An 18,772-nucleotide genomic window follows, 5' to 3' on the forward strand; every position below is an offset into this window, starting at 1 on the left:
TACCTCTTACTTCCAGGCCTTCTTGGCCTCATCTTCGAGCTTGGTCTGCGCGCCCTTGATGTCACTCGGGTTGCGCAGGAAGTCCTGCAGCACCTTCCACTCGCCCTTGCCGTCGGTGCCGCCGAAGGCGCTGGGCGCCAGGTCGGACATGTCATAACGGACGGCGTCACCGGCGGAGATGATCGTCTGCCCGAGCTGCTTGGTCAGCGGGTCCGGGTAGTTGTCGGGGGAGACGTTCTTGTTGGGCGACAGGTAGCCGGGCAGCTTGGCCCAGATCTCGCCGCCCTCCTTGGAGGCGAGGAACTGCAGCAGCGCCATGGCGCCGGGGGAGTCCTTCATCGCGACCGCCACGTCGCCGCCCAGCACGACCGGAGCGGTGTCACCGGCCTTGGGGAACGGGAAGATCTTGGCGTCCTCGCCGACCTTGGCGCCGTCCTGCGTCGCCTGGGTGGCGACGAAGTCGGCCTCGATGACCATGGCCGCCTTCTTCTGGCCGAACACCTTGGTCACGCAGGTCGGGAAGTCGGTCTGCAGCGCGCCGGAGCTGCCGTCGAGGACGAACTCCTTCTTGCCCACGATCTGCTGGATCTTCTGCAGCGCGGTGGCCACGCTGGGGTCGGTCCAGGGGATCTCGTGCTTGGAGAGCTTGTCGTAGTTGTCCGGACCCGCGCTCGACAGGTAGACGTTCTCGAACAGGTCGGTCAGCGTCCAGCCGGAGGCGCCGCAGAGGGAGAACGGCGCCGTGCCGGAGTCGGCGATCGTCTGGGCGGCTTTGACCAGCTCGTCCCAGTTCGTCGGCGGCTGCACGCCCGCGTCCTCGAACGCCGGCGCGCGGTACCAGACCAGCGACTTGTGCGCGGCCTTGATCAGCACGCCGTAGGGCTTGCCGTCGGCGGAGCCCAGCTCCTTCCAGTACGGCGTGTAGTTGGTGTCGATCTCCTTGGTGACCTCGGAGGTCAGCGGCTTCAGCGCGTTCTGCTTGGCGTACTGCTGCACCAGGCCCGGCTGCGGCAGGACGGCCACGTCGGGCGGGCTGCCGCCCTGGATGCGCGGGCCGAGGTAGGCACCGGTGTCCTCACCGGTGGAGGCATAGGTGACCGTGGCGCCGGTCTTGTCGGAGAAAGCCTTGAGCACCTTTTCGAAGTTCTTCTGCTCCTCGCCGGTCCACTTGGCGGCGATCTCGAGCTTGACGCCCTGGAGTGTCTTGCTCCCGCCGTCGCTCGCCGGCGCCGAGCCCGACGCTGTGGGCTGGGTGGTCGTCGGCGCGTTTCCGCAGGCGGCGACCGCTACCGCGAGCCCGGCCAGGATCGCTGCTGCTCTGGCTTTTCGCATGGCTGCCTCACTGTGTGCTGATGATCTCTTGCAGTTCGGACTTCATGGAGACCGCGACGTCGTCGGCGGACTCGGTGTAGGGAGGGCTCAGCGCCTTGGCGACCGAGCTGGCGATCACCAGGCTGAGCTGGTTGTAGTTCGCGCTGACCGGCCGCGCCTTGGCGGCGAGGATGCTCTCCTTGAGTACGGGCAGGTAGGGGAAGCGCTTGATCAGGGCCGGGTCGTCGTAGAGCTCGGTCCACACCGGCGGGAACGAGCCGTCGGTGAGCACCCGCCGCTCGTTCTCCAGGCCCGTGAAGTAGCGGATGAACTCCTGGGCGGTGTGCTGGTGCTTGGAGTAGGCGCTGATGGCCAGGTTGACCCCGCCGAGCGTGCTCGACCCCGGGCCGTTGAGCCCGGGAAGCCTGGTCACCGCGAACTTGCCGCCGAGCTTGGCCGTCGCCGGGCCGTAGGCGTGCGGCCAGTTGCGGGCGAAGGCCAGCCGCCCTTCCTGGAAGGCCAGGCGGGACTCCTCCTCCTTGTACGACAGCGACTCCTTGGGGATCCAGCCCTCGCGCAGGCCCTGGATGAGGAAGTCCAGCGCGATCCTGGCCTTGGCCGGGTCGAGGGTCACCTCCGTGCCGTCGGGGCTGAGTATCTGCCCGCCCGCCGACTGCACGGCCTCGGAGAAGTTCACGGTCAGCCCCTCGTACGCGAGGAACTGCCCGGCGTAACCTCCGATGTCCCGCTTTTTCGTGACCTCTAGGGCTTTTTCGCGAAGCTCCGCCCAGGTGCGCGGCGGTTTCTTGATCAGGTCGGTTCGGTAGTAGAGGAGGCCGGCATTGCTCGTGTACGGCACCGCCCACAGCTTGTTCTTGTAGACCGCGGTGTCCACGACGGGCGGCAGGAGCCTGTCGAGCGGGAAGAGCCCGCGCTCCAGGGGGATGATCCAGCCGTTCTCCGCGAACTCGGCGGTCCACACCACGTCCAGCCCGAGCACGTCGTAGCGGTTGCTCCGGGCCTGGAGATTGGCCACCATCTGCGCGCGCTGCTCGTCGGCGGCCTCGGGGAGTTCGAGGAGCGTCACCTTCTCGGCCGGGTGGGCCTGGTTCCAGCGATCCAGCAGGGGTTGCAGGTACGCCGTCGTGTCGCGTCCGGTGGCGAAGGTGATCGGGCCGGTGCCGCCCGTGCCGGTATCGCCGCCGACCTCGTCACCCGTCGCCGCGCACCCGGCCGCCAGACAGACGGCCAGCACGATCGGCAACGAGCGATGCACCCGATGACCTCCCAGTTCAGAAGGATTACATTCGTGTTAGGTAGATGCATTCATGTTATGCACACATGTAATCTGACGGTCAACGGAGAAGCGCGTAACGCATCCGTAACACAAGGGGGAGGTGGGGCTTGCGGTTGCACCTGCTGGCGCTCCTGGCCAAGGAACCTGCCCACGGGTACGAGCTCAAACAGGCCCTTGAGCAGACCTTCGGCAGCGCCTATCCCTCGCCCAACATCGGCCAGATCTATGTGACCCTCGGCAGGCTGGAGAAGGACGGCCTGGTCAGGGCCGTCGACGTGGAGCAGTCCAACCGGCCGAACAAGAAGGTCTACTACCTGACGGCCAAGGGCCGCGACGTGCTCACCACCTGGGTGGACGAGCCGACCGAGGGTCCCCGGGTGCGCGACGAGTTCTTCATGAAGCTCGTGCTGGCCCCGCTCACCGGCATCGCCGACCGGATGGCCCTCATCAACCGGCAGCGCCGGCACTATCTTTCGCTCATGAGCGACCTCAACGACCTCCTCTCCCGCACGGCGCCCGCCGACACCGTGGCGGTCCTGCTCATCGAGGGGGCCATGCTGCATCTGCAGGCCGACCTGGACTGGCTGGCCCGGTGCCAGGAGGATCTGGCATGAGCGTGATCAAGACCGTCAACCTGGTGAAGATCTACTCCGATGGGGCGGTCCCCGTGCCGGCCGTACGCGGGGTGGATCTGCGGGTGGAGCCGGGCGAGTTCGTCGCGATCATGGGGCCGTCGGGGTCGGGCAAGTCGACGCTGGTGCACATGCTCGGCGGACTGGACGCCCGCACCAGCGGCGAGATCTGGCTCGACGAGAAGCGCGTCGACACGCTCTCGGAGAGCGCCTGGGCGCTGCTGCGGCGCAAGAAGGTGGGCTTCGTCTTCCAGTTCTTCAACCTGGTCGCCAACATGACCGTGGCCGACAACGTGGAGCTGCCGGCGCTGCTGGCCGGAGCCTCGCCCAAAGACGCCCGCGAACGCCGCGAGAGCCTCCTGGGCGCCCTCAACCTCACCGAACGCGCGGACGCCGCGCCCGGCCAGCTCTCCGGCGGCGAGCAGCAGCGGGTCGCGCTGGCCCGCGCGCTGGCCAACCAGCCGAGCGTGCTGCTGGCCGACGAGCCGACCGGCAACCTCGACAGCCGCAACACCCGTGACGTGCTCCGGCTGCTCAGCGACGTGCACAAGGACGGCCAGACCATCGTCATGGTCACCCACGACGCCCGGGTGGCCGCACTCGCGGACCGCCTGGTGTCGCTGTTCGACGGCGAGATCGTCGACGACGGCCGGATCACCCGCAGGCGTACGGGCACGGCCGGCGAGGTGATCGACCTCCGATGAGCTTCAGTGGAATGAGTCTCAGCGAAGTGAGCCTCAGAGAATGAGCACGGCCAGGGCGGGCAGCCGGTGGATCAGGGCCGACCTGCGGGCCAGGCGGGGCCAGGCGCTGCTCACCGTGCTCGCCGTGGCCGGGATCGTGGCCGCGCTGATCACCGCCGTCACCCTGCTGGAAGACGGCACCAACCCGTGGCGCAGCCTGTTCGCCCAGACCGACGGCGCCCACGTGTGGTTCTACACCAAGGACAGCCCCCAGGCCGGGCTGGGCGGCATCGACGGCGTCAGCCAGACCGCGGGGCCCTACAGGTCCGCGCCCGTCACCGTGGTCCAGGACGGCAAGAAGGAGCCCGCGGCGCTGCGCGCGATGCCCGCCACGCCGCCCCGGGTGGCGCACCCGGTCGTGGCCGAGGGCCGCTGGCTCGACCCCGCCCAGTCCGACGGCGTGGTGGTCGAGCGCTCCTTCGCCAGGGCGCTGCGGCTCAAGCTCGGCGACGCCTTCTCCATCATCGCGCTGAGCGGCGAGCGCCACACCCTGTACGTACGCGGCATCGCCGACTCCGCCGAGCAGGGCTTCTACCCCGAGTGGACGCCCGGCCTGGCCTGGGTGCTGCCGGCGACGCTCGACCGGATCGAGCCCATGCTCGGCCGCAGTGAGTGGGTGACCGGCCTGCGCCTGGCCGACCCCGACGCCACCCAGGTCGTCTCCCAGCGCGTCGTGGTCATGCTGGAGGACCAGCTGCAGCGTGTCTACACCTGGCGCGAGGTACGCGCCGCGATGGAGCTCGACAACCGGCTGCTCGGCACGCTGCTGGCGCTCTTCGGCGTGGTCGGGCTGGTCGCCGCCGCCCTGGCGCTGGCCAACGCGGCGGGCGGGCGGGTGCTCGGCCAGCTGCGCGACCTGGCCACGCTCAAGTCAATGGGCTTCACCAGGGGCCAGGTCGCCCTGCTGCTCCTGGTCGAGCACGGCGCACTCGGCCTGCTCGGCGTCGGCGTCGGCACGCTCGCCGGATGGGCGGCGACGGTGGCGGTGCTCGGCACGACCTCCGTCGCGCCCGTGCCCGTGCTGGCCATTGTCGGTGGCACCGCGCTGACCGTGCTCGCCGCGGTCGGAGTGCCCGCCTGGCGTGGCGGGCGCACACCGCCCATCCCCGGCGCCCCGGCGGCGCCGCCGCGCGGCCACCTGTCCCGTCTGGCCAGGCTGGCCCTGCTCGTACGGCTGCCACCCGCGCTCATTCTCGGCACCCGCGACGCCTTCACCAGGCGGCTGCCGGCGTTCCTGACCGCGTTCGGCCTGGCCGTGCCGATGATGATGATCACGATCGGGCTCGGCGTCTGGGCCACGCTCGACAACTTCCTCAGCCACCCCGAGCAGGTCGGCCAGCACGCCAGCCTGTATGTCCGGCCGGGCAAGCTGGAGGCGGCCGACGCCCAGCGCATCGCCGAGTCCGACAGGGCCGTCCAGAGCCTCTACCCGGGCACCGACGTCAACGCCCTGGCCCCCGGCGCGGCCCGCTCGGTCAGGGTGCGGGCCATCGGCAGCTCGGCCGACCCTTACCCGTTTCCGGTCGTCGAAGGCCGCATGTACGGCCAGCCCGGCGAGGCCGTCGCGGGGCAGGGGCTGCTCAACCTGCTCGGCGCCAGGATCGGTGACCGGATCCGGCTGACCGTCGGCGGCTCGCCGCTGATCGTACGGATCGTCGGCCGCACCGTGGAGCCGGACCTCGACGGCGAGGTGCTGTCCGTGGGGCTCGACAGCCTGGCGGCCAAGGACTCCGTGCCGCCCGAGTTCTACGCCCTCGCGCTGCGCCAGGGCACCGATCCGGGCGAGGTGCGCGACAGGCTGCTGGCAGCCTCGGGGGAGAGCCTCGACGTGCAGCGGGTGGTCAACCCGGCCGACCGGCTGTCGGTCATCCGGGTGGTGATCGTGGCGCTGATCGCGGTGTTGGCGTTGATCGGCCTGGCCAACCTGCTCACGGCCAGCGCCCTGGGGCTGCGCGACCACGCCTTCGATCTGGCCGTGCTCAAGGCGATGGGGCTGACCCCGCGGCAGGTGATGGCCACCCTGGTGACGGGCACCGGGCTGCTGGTCGTGCTGGGCATCGTGGCCGGCACGGCGGCCGGCGCCTCGGTGGTGACCGGCCTGATCGACCTCCAGGGCTACACCAGCGGAGTCGGGGCGGGCATCGGCCGCCCGCCCTCGGTCCTCACACTGATCGTCGCCGTGCTGGTCGCCGTGGGCGCGGCGCTCGCGGTCGCGCTCATCCCGGCCCGCCGCGCGGCCCGCGCCCAGGTGCCCGTCACCTCACGCTGAGACGACCTCAGCGGCCTTGAGATTCTTCAGCGCGAACCAGTAGAACCCGTGGCTCGGCAGCGTGAGCAGGTAAGGCAGCTCGCCGATCACCGGGAAGTGCACCCCGCCCCGCGCCTCCACCGGCGTCATGCCCGTGAAGCGGCGCAGGTCGAGCTCCACCGGCTGGGGATACTTCGACAGGTTGTTCACGCACAGCATGACGTCGTCGCCGTACTCCCGGACGTAGGTGAGCACGCTGTTGTTGGAGGACCACATTTCGGTGTAGGCGCCGAGGCCGAACACCGGGTGGCTGCGGCGGATCTCCAGCATCTTGCGGGTGAAGTGGAGCAGCGAACCCTCGCTGCGCTGCTGCGCCTCCACATTGACCGCCTGGAAGCCGTAGATCGGATCCATGACCGCGGGCAGGTAGAGCCGCCCCGGGTCGGCGGAGGAGAAGCCGGCGTTGCGGTCGGGGCTCCACTGCATCGGCGTGCGCACCGCGTCGCGGTCCTCCAGCCAGATGTTGTCGCCCATGCCGATCTCGTCGCCGTAGTACATGATCGGCGAGCCCGGCAGGCTCAGCAGCAGGGCCGTGAACAGCTCGATCCGGTCCCTGTCGTTGTCCAGCAGCGGCGCGAGCCGGCGGCGGATGCCCAGGTAGGCCCGCATGCGCGGGTCCTTGGCGTACTCGCTGTGCATGTAGTCGCGCTCTTCCTCGGTCACCGTCTCGAGCGTGAGCTCGTCGTGGTTGCGCAGGAAGATGCCCCACTGGGCCGTGTCGGGCAGCTTGGGCGTGCGCGACATGATCTCCGAGATGGGCTCGCGCGTCTCCTTCTTGACCGCCATGTAGATGCGCGGCATGAGCGGGAAATGGAAGGCCATGTGGCACTCGTCGCCGCCCACGGTGGGGTCGCCGAAGTACTCGACCACGTCCTCGGGCCAGCCGTTCGCCTCGGCCAGCAGCACCCGGTCGGGGTAGAGGCGGTCGACCTCGGCGCGGACCTTCTTCAGGTACGCGTGCGTCTCGGGCAGCCCCGCGCACGCCGTGCCCTCGCGCTCGAACAGGTAGGGCACCGCGTCCAGCCGGAAGCCGTCGATGCCGAGGTCCAGCCAGAACCTCAGCACCTCCAGCATGGCCTCCTGCACGGCCGGGTTGTCATAGTTCAGGTCCGGCTGGTGGTGGAAGAAGCGATGCCAGTAGTACTGCTTGCGCACCGGGTCGTAGGTCCAGTTGGACTCCTCCGCGCCGATGAAGATGATCGGGGCGTCGGGAAAGCCGGTCGGCTCGTCGGACCACACGTAGAAGTCGCCGTACGGCCCTTCCGGGTCGTGCCGCGACGCCTGGAACCAGGGATGACGGTCGCTCGTGTGGTTCATCACCAGGTCGGTGATGATCCGCAGCCCGCGCTCGTGCGCCGACTCGATCAGATGGACGAAATCCCCGAGGTCCCCGAAGTCCGGAAGGATCTTCATATAGTCGGAAATGTCATACCCGCCATCGCGCAGCGGCGACTCGTACAAGGGCAGCAGCCAAAGGCAGTCGACGCCCAGCCATTCCAGATAGCCGAGCTTCTCCGTGAGACCACGCAGGTCTCCGGTGCCGTCGCCGTTGGAGTCCTTGAACCCTCGGACAAGAACCTCGTAGAACACCGCCCGCTTGTACCAGGAGGGATCCTCCGAGACGAACGCCTCGGAAATCGGCTCCGGTGTTGGGGATGCGTTGATCATATGTCGCTCACAGAAGGAGATGTGGGCAGGACGGAGTCACCGGTTTCCCCGGCGCTAACTAGCTGGTGACCGCGCCGCCTGAGGTCGTCATCCCTGCGAACCTCATGCCCTGAACGGACCGGATTTGTGACCCGGTGCCCGCTTGTGCGGCGCTTACGGGCCGAACACTACCAGCCCGTTGGCTTTCCGGAACCCGCTTGTGCTGTGCTCGAGTTAATACCCATGAGATCACTGTGTAACCGTGATGTTACCGAGAGTTCATCAGAAAGGGGACGACACATCACTGAGATCGTTCTCGAAGTCGCCCAGCCAGAGCCCGAAAAGCACCAGCCCCCGGACCCAGAACCGGTCGTTCCACCCGCTGAACCGGGTCAGCGCGTCAGGGCCGCCCGCGATGACCATGTGCAGCTCATCGGACAGCATTTCGGGCACCTGGGCGGCGACCGTCTCAAGCATGCGGTGCGCGTACGCCCGCGCGGGAGCGGCCGTGGAGCGCAGCGGGACCCGCAGCAGCGGCTGCTTGACCACGTTCGTGGACGGCAGGGCCGCCACCCGCGGGTTGGCGGCGTGCAAGATCTCGCGATAGAAGCGACCCTTGTCTTTTCGGGCCACCCCTACCGACAGCGCCGCGTCGAAGAAGTCGGGGTGGATGAAGGGCGCCGCGAACGACGCCTCGGGGCCGACCAGGTTGACCGCCGAGCGGGCGATGCCCCGCACGGTGCGGGTGTGCAGCACCGACAGCGGCAGCTCGGCCCGGTGCCCGTGCAGCATGGAGGTCGCCGCGGCGAACTGCTCGCGGACCGCCTCCTCCATCCAGGCGCCGGCCGCCGCCGACAGGAACGGCTGCGACGGGGCGCCCAGGCTGAGCGACTTCAGCACCGCGGCCGACCGCTCGGCCTGCGAGGTGGCCTCCAGCGCGGCCCCGCTCACCATGAAGTTCTTCAGCAGCGGGCCGCCGGCCAGGCCGTCGACCAGCACCCGGCCCGCCCGCTGCACCTCCTTGGCGAACGGGGCGTACCAGGCGTGGTGCGGCGTCAGGTATTCGAGCCGGCGCGCCACCTCGGCCGCGTCGCCGGGGTAGTCGTCGGCGGACTGGGTGATCACCCGGTGCGGGATGCCCAGCTCGCGGGTGATCGAGCGGGCGAAGGCGATGTCGGTGTCGGTGCCCTCGTCGGGGCTGGTCGTCCAGGACTCCACGTCGAAGCCGCGTGCTTTCGCCACGCTGGCCAGCAGCCGCGAGTCGTAGCCGCCGCTGACCGGCACCAGCAGCTTGCGCCCGTCGTAGTCCTTGTAGACCTCGTGCAGCAGCTCGACGATCTCGTGGGCGCTGGTCCACCTCTCGTACGGCTCGCGGCGCAGCCAGCGCGGCAGCCCGCGCTCCGTGGCCAGCCGCTCGCCGTCGAACACCAGCGCGCTCGACCCCGGCAGCCGCTTGATCCGCTGGTAGGGCGTCGCCTCGCCGAGCGGGAACGTCACCTGGATGATCGAGGCCCAGGCCGACCAGTCGATCTCGACCGGGACCAGCGACAGCAACGGCTGGATCAGGGACGAGAAATAGATCGCGTCGCCGTGCCGTACGTAATAGACGTCGACCAGCCCGAGCGCGCCCGCGTGCAGCGTGACCCGCGGGCCGTCGCCGATCAGCCCCGGCACCTCGTACGTCTCGGCGATGGACATCCAGCCGTCGAGAGCCGAGGGCCTGCGCTCACCCCAGGAGAACGCGAACGAGCCCCCCGCGCGGTGATAGGGCGGCAGCGGCGTCGAGCTGTACAGGGCCGCCTCGGCCGTCTGGAGCGCCGGTCTGACCCGAGGCCCCGCGGCGGCGAGTTTGCCGAGTATGACGGTGTCGATCCGGCCGAGACCGCCGCAGACATAGGGCCGCACGTTGAACTGCACCGGATCTCATCCCTTCGAGCTGCTTCCCGCAAAAGAGTATCCTTTGCCGGGCTAGGAATCGGAGGTCTCGGTGAGCACTGAGCTGGAGAGCACTAGGCGAGCGCTGCGTGAGGCGATCGCCCAGGCCGAGCACGCGGCCGAGCTGGCCAGGCTGCTGGACGCGGCCCAGGCGCGGCTCGTGGAGGCCGAGCACCACACCGCTGAGGCCAAGGCGCTCGCCGAGCGGCTCACCGACGCGGAGGAGCGGCTGGAGATCGAGCGCGCCGCCGCGGAGAAGCTCCGCAAGGAGCTGGCCGAGCAGCGCTTCCAGGCCGAGGTGGCCAACTGGAAGCTCTCCTCGATCAAGGTGGCCCGCTGGAACCGGCTCGGCGACGCGATCAGGAGCGGCAAGAGCAACCCGGTCCGTCTGGCCCGAGGTCTCAAGGGCGCCGCCAAACCGGTCAAACGACCCACCGCGCCCAAGCGCAAGCCGGTCGCCGCCGCGGCCAAGGACAAGGACGAGCGGCCGGGCGCCGCCTACCAGGCCACCACCTCCGTGCGTACGCTCAACGGCGCCTCGTTCAAGCTCAAGCCGTTCCGCGTGCCCACCGGGCCCAACACCCGCCCGCACATCACCGCCGCGGTGATCGCCGACCCGCACACCGAGGCGCTGCTGCGCTACGAGTGGCGGCAGACGACCGGCTTCACGCCGCGCGACTTCGCCAGGGTGCTGCCGCTGGAGGTGCCGCACCTGCTCGTGGTCGAGTCGGTCACCCAGGGCCCGTGGGCCGAGGAGATCACCGGCGAGCCGGGCGAGGGGCTCAAGGCCCTGCTGGCCTGGTGCGCCGAGCGGGGCATCCGCACGGTCTTCTGGCACACGCGGGGCGACGTAACCCCCTACACGGCCGCCGCCGAGCTGTTCGAGCACCGCTTCACCAACGACCTCACCGTGGGCTGGCCGCGCCTGCACTTCGGGGTGCAGCCGCGGGTGCACAACCCGATCCCGCTCTCGGGCGGCCGCATCGACCGGGTGCTCACGCTCGACCAGCTGCTTCCCGAGCACCTGACCTACCCCGACGTGCTGACCTCCTACCGCTGGCCCGCCTCCGTCGACTGCCCGCCCGGCACCCCGCAGTGGGTGCTGGCCGAGCTCGCGGCCTGCAACACCTCGATCGGCACCGAGCCCGACGCGCGCCGCGCGCACGCGGCCCTGCGCCGCGCCCACGCCACTGGCACGATGTCCGAGCGGACCGACGAACTGCTGGAGGCCATCGGCCTGCCCGCCGTACGCGCCACGCTCAACGTCTCGGTGCTGCTGCCGGTGCCCGACTCGGCGCTGCTGGAGCACGCGCTGGCCCAGGTGGCCAGGCAGTCGGGGGTCACCCAGGTGGTGGTGTTCGCCTGGCGCGGGGCCGAGCAGCGCGTCCGCGAGGTCCTGACGGGCGTCGACGTGGTCTTCCGCGACCTCGACCCGGCCGCCAGCACGGGCGCCATGCTCAACCACGGTCTCGACCTGTGCGAGGCCGACCTGGTCGCGGTCATGGACCCGCGCGACGTCTACGGGGCCCACTATCTGACCGACCTGCGCAGGGCGTTCCTGTTCAGCACGGCCGACATTGTTGGCAAGGCCGCCTTCTACGCCCACCTCCGCAAACCGCAGGCGACCCTGCTCAAGCAGCCGGACGCCGAATACTCCTACCTGCCGGAGATCGCCGGCGCCACGCTCCTGGCCCGCCGCAACACCCTGCGTGAGCTCGGCTTCGCCGACCTCACGGACGGGTGGGACGAGGTGCTGATGCGGCAGTGCCGGGCGGACGGGATCAAGGTGTTCTCGGCCGACCGGTTCGGCTATGTGCGGGTACGCGAGGAGGACCGGTGGCTGCTGGGGGCCGCCCAACTGGTCGAGTACGGCTCCGCCGAGCCACACGCGCTCATCTAGCGTCCAGGGCCGCCCCGTGACGCCGGAGCAGCTTGCCGCGGTGCTGGGGGAGCCTCCGGTGCCGGAGGGGACGTGGGAGCGGGAGGCGGTCTACATCTCGGCCGCCGCCCTCCGTCGCGGCGTACCCCCTGCCTCCCTGGCGGCGCGCGTCTCCGGCGAGGTCCTGGACAACGGCTTTCTGCGGATCGTCGTGGACGTACCGGGGACGCTGGTGGACTCCGTGGAGCCGCTCGACGTACCAGAGGACCTCTGGCCGGACTTCCCCCGCACATGGGCGAACCCGGGCTTCGTCGTCCGTTACGCCCACGCGCGGGCGGCCGCCGTCCAGCGGTGGGCGCGCGACCTGGGCGTCCCGGCCGGGCCCTTCCGCCCAGAGCTGCTGGCCGACCCGCGAGACCGCGCCGTGCTCCGCGTGCTGGCCGAGCTGCCGGGGCGGCGGCTGAGCAGGTCTCCGGGGTGGGAGCCTTACCTGGTACGGCTGGCGACGGCGTACCACGACGCCCATGAGCTGGCCCCCGCCGTACCCATGGGAGACGATCCACCCGCACCGGTGCACACGGCGCGCGTCCGGCTGGCGCGGGCGGTGCTCAAGGTGTTGCCGGGCCCGGAGCGTCTGTGATTGGCAAAATATCCGGCCAAAGGGCGAAAAATCGTAAAAATATCCCTCCTGGAGCTTGATCGCGTCTCGATACGTGGGCAGCGGGTCCGGGCGGTTCGACGGTTCCGATAGCCTCGTTCGGGTGAGTCGATTCGTCCATCCCGCCGGGGACCGGCACGCAGAGATGCTGCCCCACGAGCGCCCACCGCTGGCGCCCGCCGACCTCAACCGGATCAATCCCTCGATCTGGCCGCGAACGTCGAGCCGGACCGATGGCGCGCTCACGATCGGCGGCGTGGACGTCCGCGATCTGGCCCGCGACCACGGCACGCCTCTCTACGTGTTCGACGAGGACGACGTGCGCTCGCGCATGCGCGACTACGCCACGGCCTTCGCAGGCTCCGAGGTCCACTACGCCGGCAAGGCGTTCCTGTGCAAGGAGATCGTCCGCTGGCTCAAGGACGAGGGCCTCGGCCTCGACGTGGCCAGCGGCGGCGAGCTGGCGGTGGCGCTCAGCGTGGGCTTCCCGGCCGCGCGCATCACGCTGCACGGCAACAACAAGTCGGCCGCCGAGCTGTCCAGGGCGCTGGAGGCGGGCGTCGGGCACATCGTCGTCGACTCCTACGAGGAGATAGCCCGGCTCGGGTTCCTCGCCGAGAGGCACGGCACGCGGCCCAAGGTCATGATCCGGGTGACGACCGGGGTCGAGGCGCACACGCACGAGTTCATCGCGACCGCGCACGACGACCAGAAGTTCGGCCTGTCGCTCAACACCGGGGCCGCCGCCGAGGCCGTACGCCGCATTCTCGCGCTGCCCTCGCTGGAGCTCGTCGGGCTCCACTCGCACATCGGCTCGCAGATCGTCGACACGGCCGGGTTCGAGGTGGCGGCGCGCCGCCTGGCCACGCTGCTCGTGCAGATCAAGGACGAGCACGACGTGGTGCTGCCCGAGCTCGACCTGGGCGGCGGCTACGGCATCGCCTACGTCGAGGGTGACGAGGCCCCCGACATCAAGGAGATCGCCGACGGCCTGCGCGAGATCGTCACCAAGGTCTGCACCGACGCCGGGCTGCCGGTCCCGAGGCTGACCGTAGAGCCCGGCCGCACCATCATCGGGCCCGGCGGGATCACCCTCTACGAGGTCGGGACGGTCAAGGACGTCGAGGGGCTGCGCACGTACGTCAGCGTCGACGGCGGCATGAGTGACAACGTGCGCACCGCCCTCTACGGGGCCGAATACACCGCCGTGCTGGCCAGCCGCGAGAGCTCCGCCGAGCCGATGCTCAGCCGCCTGGTCGGCAAGCACTGCGAGAGCGGTGACATCATCGTGCGCGACTGCTTCCTGCCCGCCGACCTCGCGCCGGGCGACCTGATCGCCGTGGCGGCCACCGGTGCCTACTGCCGGTCGCTGGCCAGCAACTACAACTATCTGCCCAAGCCCGCCGTGGTGTCCGTCACCGACGGCGAGGCACGTGTCATCGTGCGGGGCGAGACCGAGGACGACCTGTTGAGGGGGCAGTTGTGAAACCGCTGAAAGTGGCCCTGCTGGGCTGCGGGGTGGTGGGCTCGCAGGTCATCCGGCTGATCCACGAGCAGGGCGACGACCTGGCCGCCCGCATCGGGGCGCCGCTGGAGCTGGCCGGTGTGGCCGTACGCCGGCTGGGCCGCAAGCGCGACGTCGAGGTGGCCCCCGAACTCCTGACCACCGACGCCGAGTCGCTGGTCACCCGCGATGACGTCGACATCGTGATCGAGGTCATCGGCGGCATCGAGCCCGCCCGCTCGCTGATCGTGTCCGCCCTGTCCAGCGGCAAGTCGGTCGTCACCGCCAACAAGGCCCTGCTCGCCGAGGACGGCGCGACCCTGCACGAGGCCGCCCGCACGGGCGGCGGCGACCTCTACTTCGAGGCCAGCGTGGCCGGAGCCATCCCGCTGCTGCGCCCGCTGCGCGAATCACTCGCCGGCGACCACGTCAAACAGGTCCTCGGCATCGTCAACGGCACCACCAACTACATCCTCGACAAGATGGACTCCACGGGAGCCTCGTTCACCGACGCCCTGGAGGAGGCCCAGACGCTCGGCTACGCCGAAGCCGACCCCACGGCCGACATCGAGGGCTTCGACGCCGCCGCCAAGGCCGCGATCCTGGCCGGCCTGGCCTTCCACAGCCGGGTGACGGCGGAAGAGGTGCACCGCGAGGGCATCACCGAGATCACCGCCACCGACGTGGCCTCGGCCAAAGCCATGGGCTACGTCATCAAGCTGCTGGCCATCTGCGCCCGCTCCGACGACGGCCGCTCGGTCGGGGTCCGCGTACACCCGGCCATGATTCCCCGGACGCACCCGCTGGCCGGCGTGCGCGAGGCGTACAACGCGGTCTTCGTGGAGGCGGCGTCGGCGGGCCAGCTCATGTTCTACGGCAAGGGCGCGGGCGGCGCGCCGACGGCCTCGGCCGTGCTCGGCGACCTGGTGGCGGTGGCCCGCAACCGCCTGGCGGGCACGCGCGGCCCCTCGGAGTCGACGTACGCCGACCTACCCGTGCACCCCATGGGAGAGACCGTCACGCGGTGCCACGTGGCGCTGGACGTGGCGGACAAGCCGGGCGTGCTGGCCCGGGTGGCGGACCTGTTCGCCAAGCACGACGTATCGATCCAGACGGTACGCCAGGAGGGCCACGGGGACGACGCCCAACTCGTCATCGTGACCCACCGGGCAACGGACGCGGCGCTGTCGGCCACGATGGAGGGGTTGCGCGACCTCGACATCGTGCGGGCGATCGCCAGCGTGATGCGGGTCGAGGGCGACTTCTGACAAGCATGGTCCTCCCTTGGGGCGCTTCGCGCTCTGAGGGTCGGGCTGTGTTGTGTGGGGGGCTCGGCGCCCCCCACCCCCCACAAAGGCACGGTCCTCGCTGCGCTCGGGCGTCCCTCCACAGGAGGGCTTCGCCCTCCTGAACGCAGGCGGACCTTCGGCCTGAGCGCGTCCGGCAGATATCTGGACCGCCTTGATCAGCCGGGCGTTCCCATGACCTCGGAATTGTTCCGAAGTAGCGTCGCGGTATGGCTACTCCGACCGTGTCTTTCTCCGACCTCTCGAAGCACTCCAAACGAGTGGCAGACACGCTCGACCGAGTGCATCGATTGCATGTCAAGCGCCGCGACGGCGAAGACCTGTACATCACTACGGCGCGGCATGATCGGGAGCGGGAGGAGACGGCCGACGTCGTGTCTCGCCTGCTGGCCGCACTGATCGCGAGCGATGAGGGGGCGCGGGCGGTCGAACGTGCCCTGCCGGTCGTCTTCCCGTGGGCTCGCCATCTTTCGGTTGGCGAGCGTCAGGAATTCGTCCGTGACATCGTCGACGCCACTCGCGACGTCGTCGATCTCGACGTGCATGCCACGTTGCATCGAATTACGGCTGAATGGCGGGCGACTGCCCGAATCCTGGCCGATCCGGCTTTGGCCGCACAGACGGGTCGGCCTCTGCCCGATGAGGAGCACGGCGAGGTATTCACACCGTGAGCCCAAAGCGCGGAGATGACCGGGACGTGACATCGAGCTCGGCTCAGCCCGCAGACCCCCGCCCCAAGCAGGGCCGATGAGGTTCGAGCATCACGATGGGACCGGTATTTGTCTCACGGCAGGAACAAATAGCCCACAACATCTCCGAGGTTTCCCGCGTCGGACTGACTATGACCTCACTTACCGAGCGCACGAGCCACCCGAGAGCCCGCCGATACGGAGCCTGGACCAGTGCCGCCTCCCTGGCCGCCTGCCTGACGGTCGTCCTCGGCGGGGGTATCGCCAACGCAGCCACCGTGGACAGTGGGGCGGCACCGGCCACCGCCACCGCCATCGCGGCGAATGCGGCCGACCGGGTCGACTGGGCGTCCGTTGTGGAGCCGGCTCTGAACTGCCCCAAACCGAGGCCGCGTGCCGCCTGGTACGTCGTGCACGCCCGCGTAGCGGCCGTCGGCGACCTTACCCGTGACGGCAAGCGTGAGACCGTCGTCGTGTCGTCGTGCCCGAGCTCGACGTCGAGCAATCCCTTGATCGCCTTTGTCTACGACGCAGCCTCCAAGCCCTCGACTCCGCGCCTGCTGGGGAAACTCGGCAAGAACCGCTACTTCAAATCCCTGAAGGTCGCGATCCAGGGCGGGCGTGTGCAGCTGCACGGCAAGGCGCTCAGCGACCAGGCCCCCAGGTGCTGTCCAGACCTGATGGTCAGCCAAACCTACAAGTGGGACGGCACGCAGTTCCGCAAGACGGCGGACAAGGCGAAGCGCATCATGTGACCACTCGACCTGGCCCGCGACGCAGGCGCGCAGGCCGGTCGTGAGGTTCACGGCCGTACTGCCCGCCACTGGGCGCTGTCCGGCGGTTGCCGGACAGCCCGTGCCGGAGCGGCCTGGCTGCGCCTGGTCTCGTGGCCGGGCGTCCACGGCTCCCAACCGGTCAGGGGCCGGGATCGAGTTCGGCTTGCCGAGATCAACCTCAGGTAGCTTGACCACCCTAGATCAACTTTATCCGTCAGTGTGTGGAGGTGACACCGATGTTGAACTATGGCCTTGACCTGTCCGGTGTAGAGCTCGACCGGGCTCTGCCCGACTTGGTGGCTGAAGGGGATGAACTTGACGCCCTGGTATCAGCGGAGGCCGACTGGTCGAAGCCGACGCCGGCAGCGGGGTGGACGATCGCCCACCAGATCGCTCACCTCGCTTCAGCCGATGCGAATGTTCTCATCGCCATCCGGACCCCGGAGGCGTTCGACACTGTGCTGAAGCAGGCGGAAGCCGCAGGCAGCCAATACGCCGACCTCGACGCCGCCGCGGGAGCGGCCAAGCCGCGATCGGTACTTCTGGAACAATGGCGCGCCGGTCGAGCCGAGGTGGGGGCGGCGCTACGTGACGTGCCACTGGGCCGTGTGTTCCCGTGGTACGGCTCGCAGTTGACCACGGCGCTCATGGTGCCGCTTCGGCTGATGGAAACGTGGGCTCACGGGCAGGACGTTTTCGACGTGCTGGGTGTCTCGCGCCGCCCCACGGGTCGGCTCCAGCATGTGGCCTCGTTGGGAGTGATAGGGCGAGAGCTGTCGTTCTATGCCGCCCAATTGCCCACTCCGGCAGAGCCGTTCCGTGTCGAGTTGGCCGCTCCCGACGGCCAAACCTGGGTATGGGGCCCAGAAGATGCCGAACAACGGGTTCAGGGCAGCGCCCTCGACTTCTGCCTTCGAGTCACCCAGCGCAGGTCCCGAGCCCAGACTGACCTCACGGCAGTCGGCGAGGACGCGCAGAAGTGGCTTGAGATTGCTCGCGTCTTCCTCTGAAGAGGCTCGGGCCCGCCCTCTTGAACGCAGGCGGACCTTTGCCCTGAGCGCGTCCGTTACCAGGCTCGTCTAGAGAGTGCCGCAGCTGATCAAGCGGATGAACTGCGGAAGTAGTGCCCCTTGTCGAGGTCGTCGATGAGCCCGGGCTGGGTCGGCTGCCACCCCAGTAGCTCGCGGGTCAGCGTGCTCGAGGCCGGGCTGTCGGCCGAGAGGAAACCGGCCAGCCAGCTGAAGTGCTCGCCCGCGCTCTCCGGTGAGACGGCGCCCACCGGGATACCGAGATGTCGGCCGATCACTTCGGCGATGGCGCGGATCGGCACACCCTCGTCGGCGACAGGGTGCAGCGCCGATCCCGCCGGGGCCTGCTCCAGCGCCAGCCGGAACAGGTGGGCGGCGTCGAGCCGGTGCACGGCGGGCCAGCGGTTGGCCCCATCGCCGATGTAGCCGGAGACGCCCTTGTCGCGGGCGATGCCGACTATGGCCGCCATGAAGCCGTAGTCTCCTTCGCCGTGCACCGTCGGGGGGAGCCGCAGGACCGATGAGCGGACGCCGCGGGAAGCGAGGGCGAGCGTCAGTCGCGCGGTGGCCTGACGAGCATGCGGACCGCTGCCCGGCTGCGCCGTATCCGCTGCGGGACCACGACCGTCCTGCTCGGTCGCCATCCGCCCCGGTGCCAGCCCGATCAGCCCGGAGGCGAGGACGAACGGTCGATCAGAACCCGCGAGTGCCTCGCCCATCGCCTCGACGGCGCGACGGTCCGCCTCGACAGCGCTCTGGAAGTTTCCAGAGAAGGCGAGGTCGTGCTTGAACGCGAGGTGGATCACGCCGTCCGACGCGTCGGCCGCACTCCGCAGGCCGTCGAGATCATCGAGTGTGCCGCGGTGCACTTGCGCCCCAGCCTCGGCGAGGGCGGCAGCCGAGGCGTCCGAGCGGGCCAGCCCGGTGACCTGATGGCCCGCGCCGATGAGCTCGGGAACGACGGCGGAGCCGATCCAGCCGGACGCGCCGGTGACGAAAACACGCATGAGAAAACCTCCGGATAAGTCGGCCGAGCGGCCGACTGATGTCAGTTGCTG

15 protein-coding genes are annotated in these 18,772 nt (G+C 69.6%); 10 read left to right on the top strand and 5 right to left on the bottom strand.

The features are described 5' to 3' along the window. Positions 1-6 precede the first annotated feature (6 nt). On the bottom strand, positions 7-1,332 hold the full coding sequence (locus ACIBO2_RS04950) for an ABC transporter substrate-binding protein (protein ID WP_358537062.1): 1,326 nt from the start codon (positions 1,330-1,332) through the stop codon (positions 7-9). A gap of 7 nt (positions 1,333-1,339) precedes the next feature. After that, positions 1,340-2,587, bottom strand: coding sequence for an ABC transporter substrate-binding protein (locus tag ACIBO2_RS04955; RefSeq protein WP_358537064.1), 1,248 nt, complete (start codon positions 2,585-2,587; stop codon positions 1,340-1,342). A 128-nt stretch (positions 2,588-2,715) separates the two neighbouring features. Here ACIBO2_RS04955 and ACIBO2_RS04960 point away from each other — a divergent pair, with 128 nt between their 5' ends. The 3 genes from ACIBO2_RS04960 to ACIBO2_RS04970 are packed head-to-tail and all read left to right on the top strand — an operon-like array spanning position 2,716 to position 6,252. Then, entirely contained in the window at positions 2,716-3,222 is a 507-nt protein-coding gene (locus ACIBO2_RS04960) for a PadR family transcriptional regulator (protein WP_358177959.1), read from the top strand. Then, positions 3,219-3,944, top strand: coding sequence for an ABC transporter ATP-binding protein (locus tag ACIBO2_RS04965; RefSeq protein WP_397295441.1), 726 nt, complete (start codon positions 3,219-3,221; stop codon positions 3,942-3,944). The genes ACIBO2_RS04960 and ACIBO2_RS04965 overlap by 4 nt, the downstream gene beginning before the upstream one ends. Positions 3,945-3,984: 40 nt before the next feature. After that, positions 3,985-6,252: an FtsX-like permease family protein gene (locus ACIBO2_RS04970; protein ID WP_397295443.1), complete on the top strand. Its 2,268-nt coding sequence runs from the start codon at positions 3,985-3,987 to the stop codon at positions 6,250-6,252. On the opposite strand, the gene treS is transcribed toward ACIBO2_RS04970, so the two are convergent. Together treS and ACIBO2_RS04980 are read right to left on the bottom strand one after the other, a co-directional pair. Then, positions 6,244-7,959 carry a maltose alpha-D-glucosyltransferase gene (gene treS / locus ACIBO2_RS04975; RefSeq protein WP_358537071.1) on the bottom strand — a complete coding sequence of 572 codons (1,716 nt, stop codon included), beginning with the start codon at positions 7,957-7,959 and terminating at the stop codon, positions 6,244-6,246. The genes ACIBO2_RS04970 and treS overlap by 9 nt on opposite strands. A 261-nt stretch (positions 7,960-8,220) precedes the next feature. Then, positions 8,221-9,855: an asparagine synthetase B family protein gene (locus ACIBO2_RS04980; protein WP_397295445.1), complete on the bottom strand. Its 1,635-nt coding sequence runs from the start codon at positions 9,853-9,855 to the stop codon at positions 8,221-8,223. A 70-nt stretch (positions 9,856-9,925) separates the two neighbouring features. On the opposite strand from ACIBO2_RS04980, the gene ACIBO2_RS04985 reads away from it, so the two are divergent. The 7 genes from ACIBO2_RS04985 (at position 9,926) to ACIBO2_RS05015 (ending at position 17,696) form a co-directional block, all read left to right on the top strand. Further along, positions 9,926-11,773 (top strand): hypothetical protein, encoded by a 1,848-nt coding sequence (locus tag ACIBO2_RS04985; RefSeq protein WP_358537076.1) that lies wholly within the window; start codon positions 9,926-9,928, stop codon positions 11,771-11,773. 16 nt (positions 11,774-11,789) lie between these two features. Beyond that, positions 11,790-12,392 (top strand): anticodon-binding protein, encoded by a 603-nt coding sequence (locus tag ACIBO2_RS04990; protein WP_358537079.1) that lies wholly within the window; start codon positions 11,790-11,792, stop codon positions 12,390-12,392. Positions 12,393-12,513: 121 nt separating this feature from the next. Continuing rightward, positions 12,514-13,896 (top strand): diaminopimelate decarboxylase, encoded by a 1,383-nt coding sequence (lysA, locus tag ACIBO2_RS04995; protein ID WP_358537081.1) that lies wholly within the window; start codon positions 12,514-12,516, stop codon positions 13,894-13,896. Next, a complete protein-coding gene (locus ACIBO2_RS05000; protein ID WP_397295448.1) occupies positions 13,893-15,182 on the top strand; it encodes a homoserine dehydrogenase in 1,290 nt (429 codons plus the stop codon). The genes lysA and ACIBO2_RS05000 overlap by 4 nt, the downstream gene beginning before the upstream one ends. A gap of 248 nt (positions 15,183-15,430) precedes the next feature. Further along, positions 15,431-15,892: a hypothetical protein gene (locus ACIBO2_RS05005; RefSeq protein ID WP_397295450.1), complete on the top strand. Its 462-nt coding sequence runs from the start codon at positions 15,431-15,433 to the stop codon at positions 15,890-15,892. Positions 15,893-16,062: 170 nt separating this feature from the next. Beyond that, positions 16,063-16,665 (top strand): hypothetical protein, encoded by a 603-nt coding sequence (locus tag ACIBO2_RS05010; RefSeq protein ID WP_397295452.1) that lies wholly within the window; start codon positions 16,063-16,065, stop codon positions 16,663-16,665. Between the two features lie 257 nt (positions 16,666-16,922). Then, complete coding sequence (locus tag ACIBO2_RS05015) at positions 16,923-17,696, top strand: TIGR03084 family metal-binding protein (RefSeq protein WP_397295454.1); 774 nt, start codon at positions 16,923-16,925, stop codon at positions 17,694-17,696. Positions 17,697-17,785: 89 nt separating this feature from the next. On the opposite strand, the gene ACIBO2_RS05020 is transcribed toward ACIBO2_RS05015, so the two are convergent. Further along, positions 17,786-18,721: an SDR family oxidoreductase gene (locus ACIBO2_RS05020; RefSeq protein WP_397295456.1), complete on the bottom strand. Its 936-nt coding sequence runs from the start codon at positions 18,719-18,721 to the stop codon at positions 17,786-17,788. Positions 18,722-18,772 lie beyond the last annotated feature (51 nt).

Source organism: Nonomuraea sp. NPDC050022 (assembly GCF_044460705.1).
In the GTDB taxonomy this organism is placed as follows: Bacteria; Actinomycetota; Actinomycetes; order Streptosporangiales; family Streptosporangiaceae; genus Nonomuraea.